This window comes from Mesorhizobium sp. M7D.F.Ca.US.004.03.1.1, assembly GCF_003998635.1.
Taxonomy (GTDB): Bacteria; Pseudomonadota; Alphaproteobacteria; order Rhizobiales; family Rhizobiaceae; genus Mesorhizobium; species Mesorhizobium loti.
The window spans coordinates 1-4,130 of sequence record NZ_RZQG01000550.1; the positions used below are offsets into that span (position 1 = coordinate 1).

Annotated in this window: 5 protein-coding genes; all 5 read right to left on the reverse strand. The window is 58.8% G+C overall.

Features of this window, described 5'->3' with window-relative positions:
* The coding region (locus tag EN935_RS25135) for a GTP-binding protein (RefSeq protein WP_245489042.1) at positions 1–306 on the reverse strand (306 nt) is incomplete at its 3' end.
* Complete coding sequence (gene cysD / locus EN935_RS25140; protein ID WP_245468796.1) at positions 306–1,271, reverse strand: sulfate adenylyltransferase subunit CysD; 966 nt, start codon at positions 1,269–1,271, stop codon at positions 306–308. The genes cysD and EN935_RS25135, both read right to left, overlap by 1 nt.
* The gene (locus tag EN935_RS25145; protein WP_245468801.1) at positions 1,272–2,786 is read right to left on the reverse strand and encodes a lipopolysaccharide biosynthesis protein; all 1,515 of its coding nucleotides are present in this window, start codon (positions 2,784–2,786) and stop codon (positions 1,272–1,274) included.
* A 238-nt stretch (positions 2,787–3,024) separates the two neighbouring features.
* On the reverse strand, positions 3,025–3,891 hold the full coding sequence (locus EN935_RS25150) for a sulfotransferase domain-containing protein (RefSeq protein WP_245468795.1): 867 nt from the start codon (positions 3,889–3,891) through the stop codon (positions 3,025–3,027).
* A partial coding sequence (locus EN935_RS42825) for a glycosyltransferase (protein WP_127373714.1) occupies positions 3,885–4,130 on the reverse strand: 246 nt, incomplete at its 5' end. The genes EN935_RS42825 and EN935_RS25150, both read right to left, overlap by 7 nt.

Consider the following 4,130-nt stretch of genomic DNA (forward strand, 5'->3'; position numbering starts at 1 on the left):
GGCCACATCGATTGTAATGCCTTGCTCGCGCTCACTGGCGAGGCCGTCAACCAGAAGCGCGAAGTCGAGATCGTCGCCAGTCGTGCCGTGTCGCCGTGAATCGGCCGCAAGGGCCGCAAGTTGATCTTCCATCAGCAACTGGGTGTCGTAAAGCAACCTGCCGATCAGTGTCGACTTGCCGTCGTCCACGCTGCCACAGGTGAGAAACCGCAACAGGCTTTTCCGCTCATGGGCATTAAGGTACTGCGAAGTGGTCTCGCGCTCCAAGGAAGCTTCGAGGTCCGCGGTTTGAGCAAAACCCAGCATCAGAAGTACCCCTCACGCTTTTTCTTTTCCATTGACGCCGCCTCGTCATGATCAATCAGGCGGCCCGATCGCTCGGAAGTCCGAGTGGCAAGCATTTCCTGGAGCACTTCGGGAAGAGTTGCAGCCGTGCTCTCGGTGGCCGCGGTCAGTGGATAGCAACCAAGGGTGCGGAAGCGGACCGAACGCATTTCGGGCACTTCACCCGAGCGTAGCGGCAGACGATCGTCATCCACCATGATCCACTGTCCGCCGCGCTCCACCACTGGGCGCTTTGCGGCAAAGTAGAGCGACACAATGGGGATTTGCTCCCTCATGATGTATTGCCAGATATCGGTTTCGGTCCAATTCGAGAGCGGGAAGACGCGAACGGATTCTCCGGGCCTCAGCCGGCCATTATAGAGGTTCCACAACTCCGGACGCTGGTTCTTCGGATCCCAGCCATGGTTCTCGCTGCGAAGCGAAAACACCCGTTCTTTCGCGCGGCTTTTTTCTTCATCTCGCCGCGCCCCGCCAAAAGCGGCATCGAAGCCGAACGAGGATAGTGCCGATTTCAACGCCTCCGTCTTCATGATCTGCGTGTAGATCGATGAGCTGTGCGTAAACGGTGTGATGCCCTCGGCAAGACCAGTTTCGTTGCGGCGCACCAGAAGATTCAAACCAAGCCGCGCAACGGTTTCATCGCGGAAGCGGATCATTTCCTTGAACTTCCAGGTGGTATCGATGTGGAGCAGGGGAAACGGCAGTGGCGATGGATGGAAGGCCTTCATCGCGAGATGCAACATCACCGCCGAGTCCTTGCCCACGGAATACAACATCACAGGGTTACGCAATTCGGCTGCGACTTCTCGAATGATATGGATCGATTCAGCCTCGAGCCGCTGCAGATGAGTAAGGGACGGCGATGAGGGACCGGGGCGTCGCGACGCTATGGGCACGGTGGCTAGAGCTTGGGGTGCAAGGGTCATCTAAATTGCCTTTGAAGGGGAAATACTTGCCTGATCGAGGCAGTCCACTGGCCGTGTCTGCCTGTCGGACTGGGTGGTCTTCAACGCTTGTTTCAATGAAAACGCCAAGCCTGCGGTCCACAATATGCCCAGCACGATGTGGGCGATGTTGCCGCCCATTGCGCCGATCCGCGGGATGAGCAGAAGTGCCGTCACGTGGAAGGCGGCTGTCGCAACGACAACAATTCGCAACACCTCGCGTTGTTTGCCCATGGCCAGCAGTGCGGAGCGGGCAGCAGAGCCCGAAAGCACGAACGCGACCGCCACCATCTGCACGATCACGAGGTTGGTCGCGCCGAGAAAATCAGGCCCTGCGGTCCAGGTGAGCAACGGCCGAACGAATGCGGCGACAATCAATATGCAAAGGATGCCAAAGCCGAGCAGCATGGCTTCGGCTTGAAAGATCGCCCGTTTGAATTTTCTAACGCTTCCCTGCGCCCAAAGCCGGGCCACATCAGGATAGAGGACATTCTGCACCTGGGGACCGACCTGCTGGCCGACGCGTCCTATGCGCTTGGCGATTTGGTACAAGCCCGCTGAAGCCGGGTCGGCGAGCAATCCCACCAGCAGCGTATCGAGTTCCTGCGCACTCACACGCAATGTAAGCGAAATGTTTGAAGACCAGGCGAAATTCCAGATGCCGGGAAAGCGGCTTGTGATTCCGGCCAGAGGCGCGCGCAGGATATTGCGGACGCCCTGCCTGTGCAGCGCCCGCATAGTCAACGTCAGAAGTGTCAGCGACCCGAGTATCTGCGTTCCTGCCCAAACCAGCGTGAAATAGGCCAGATCAGCCTTGAGCAGCACCCCGAGAAGGCACAGCAATACCCGCAGAACCGCATTGAGCAGCTGCCCGTAGGCGAGGAGGCGGAAGTTGCCGGCCATGCGCTGCACCGCGACCGGAACGCCTGAGATCTGGAACAGCAGGACGCTGGAATACAGGACAAGAAGTTGCACGATCTCCGCGGACCAACCGAAGAATGGCGCCACGAGAAGTGCTGCGCCCATGGCGATGACCCAGGCGCAAACGGCGGCGCCAACATCGATAAGCAGTCCAAATTTCATGAGCATGCGCAGGGCATCGCGGTCCGAGGACGCGTTCAGGCCCGCCGCATATTTGATGATTGGCTGCCACGACTGGAAACTGACAACGCGCTCGACGACCCGCGTGAACGCGATGATCAATGCAAGCTGGCCATAGTTGGCCACGCCAAGGGCTCGCGCCGAAAGCGCAAAGGCCACAAGCCCAAGCAATGATCCGAGGAAATTGCCCGTCACAAGGTGTGCGATGTTGGCCAGGCGCGTGCGGCCAGCGCTCCTGCGTTTGAGGGCCTCCATCGCACGTCTGGTCAGTCCTCTGGTCATCGCAATGGTTGCCAAACTCACCCACTCCCCGTACTTGCGGAGCAATACAGATCGTATCCGCGCCAGATCGCTGCTGACGTCATCCATCATCGGCGGAAAAGAAGAGCCCGCCACAACCAAGTTTGGCTCTGTTGCAACCTCAATCAGTCAGGATCTGATCGCTGCTACAACTGATGGCCTAGCCCATTAGCGGTAAGGAGTTCACGGCGCGCCGGGCCTGGCCACGCATCTGCCTTCGATCGCGTCTGTCACCCGCGCGGCAGTCTGTCTGCGCGCCGCTTCAAGAACAAAAGAAGTGTTTGCATGATGCGCGCACGATGCTCCCTCGGAGCTTAACTGCGATGGCAGATCTTTAATTGTAACGCGAGAAGTGGGTTCCGCCGCGGCAAAGCAACTCCTTGGCAGCCGGGGTCAACCACTCGGAGCAGGTCCGCTCGATCAGTTCAGCTTGCGCGTCACTGAGATAGTCGGCGAAGCCACCGACCTTGCCACGACGCATGCGACGGCTTTCCGCATCCGCCCGATCATATGAATGCGCCGGCAGGCCCCCCGCCACCTCATGTTCGCGCATCGCTTCAAAACGAGAAGCTTCGATAGCCCCCTCGAGGTCTGGCACAGATGGGGCATGCCCCAGAAATCTCAAAATACGCGAGGACGTACCGACTGGGTCGTCGGTCAGTTCTTCATAGCTCAAAACTTCATGCCGGTGATGCGTCAGGCCTTTCGCCCAGCTGTTCAGATGCATGATAAGGGCCGGCAGGCCTTGATGATAATCGTAGATGAACGCATCCATATCGCCTTCGAAGCGATGCTTGTGGCGTGTCGCGTGGAAGTACGCCGACACGACCACGTCGCGCGGATCGCGAACCATGAAAATGACCGGCCGGTGCAAGAACAGCATTTGTCGGTAGCCAAGGTGCGAAACGAGGATAAGCGGCACCTGAGGGCGCTGTTCCGCGTAACGGAAAGCAGGAATCCCACGTTCGGGATCAAGGTCGAAGTTTGGAAGAACACCGAACATGCGGAAGAGATCGACATTTCCGTCGTGAGCCGTCCGACTGAAGTAATCCGCCAGGATATGCCTGAACCAGGTTCGCCCCGACTTCGGATAGGAAACCAGGAACGCATCTGCCCCGGAGGCGGCCCAGGTCATCTTGATGCGTGTTTCCATTTTGCGCAAAGCGCGATGGGTGGTCAGCATGGGATGGGTGGTCAGCATGGCAAGAGCTCTTCATTGTCGCGCGCCGCCAGGGCAGCGTGAATGACTTGGTCCCAGTTCTGCATTACATATTCAGGTGTGAACCTTGCAGCACTCACCCCTGCGGCCGCGCCCAGCCTCTTGCGGAGATTTTCATCGCCAAGCAGTCGCCGCAGGCCTGCCGCGAGCGCATCGACATTCCCGTCTTCGACGAGAAGTCCATCCTTCTCATCTTCGACCATCTCCCGAGGGCCCCACTG

Bases quoted from the DNA above. Each gene is read 5' to 3' on its own strand.
- cysD (WP_245468796.1), bottom strand. From the start codon at position 1,271: ATGACCCTTGCACCCCAAGCTCTAGCCACCGTGCCCATAGCGTCGCGA.
- EN935_RS25150 (WP_245468795.1), bottom strand. From the start codon at position 3,891: ATGCTGACCACCCATCCCATGCTGACCACCCATCGCGCTTTGCGCAAA.